Source organism: Tessaracoccus sp. OH4464_COT-324 (assembly GCF_003932855.1).
Lineage (GTDB): Bacteria > Actinomycetota > Actinomycetes > Propionibacteriales > Propionibacteriaceae > Arachnia.
The window spans coordinates 1-552 of sequence record NZ_RQYZ01000076.1; the positions used below are offsets into that span (position 1 = coordinate 1).

The 552-nt window shown below is 57.4% G+C and carries 1 protein-coding gene; it reads left to right on the top strand.

Translation table 11 applies throughout. The annotated features are described in order from the left end of the window. Positions 1–533 (top strand): hypothetical protein (locus EII42_RS12215; protein ID WP_233558404.1); only part of this gene is annotated, 533 nt, incomplete at its 5' end. Positions 534–552 lie beyond the last annotated feature (19 nt).

The window sequence follows — 552 nt, forward strand, 5'->3', positions numbered from 1 at the left end:
TCGATATTCCCAGCCCCACCCTGACACTCGATCCCTGGATGATCGACCCGACTAAGCCCGGCTGGCAAGACGACAAACGCTGGGCCGGGCAACCACCACCAGCGATCATCCCCCGCATCTTCCCAGCCCACATCCGAGACGACTGGCCGATCCCAGACCTCACCAACGTCATCCGCGCACGAGGAGAACCCTCCTACACCATCAACATCGGCGGCTCCTGGGTTTACGTCCACAAAGACGACGACACCCCCTACTACCAACGCCGCCGAATCATCCACGTCCACGTGAGCTACTTCCACGACAGCTACCCATTGAAGGTTAAAGACTTCGTGAACCCCAAAGCGGTCGGTAAAGCCTACTGCAGCCCAACAAACAATTTGAAGTCAGATACCTGTTTGATGGTGGCCCAGGACTGCATCATCGAGTTCTATCCGATCGGGCCCTGGGAAGGTGACGTGAATGCCCAGATGGAGCAGCTCATGCTCGAACTAGCCGCAGAACTACGCAAACACTTCGGCACCGATGACCAATAACACCCCCTGGTACACCACC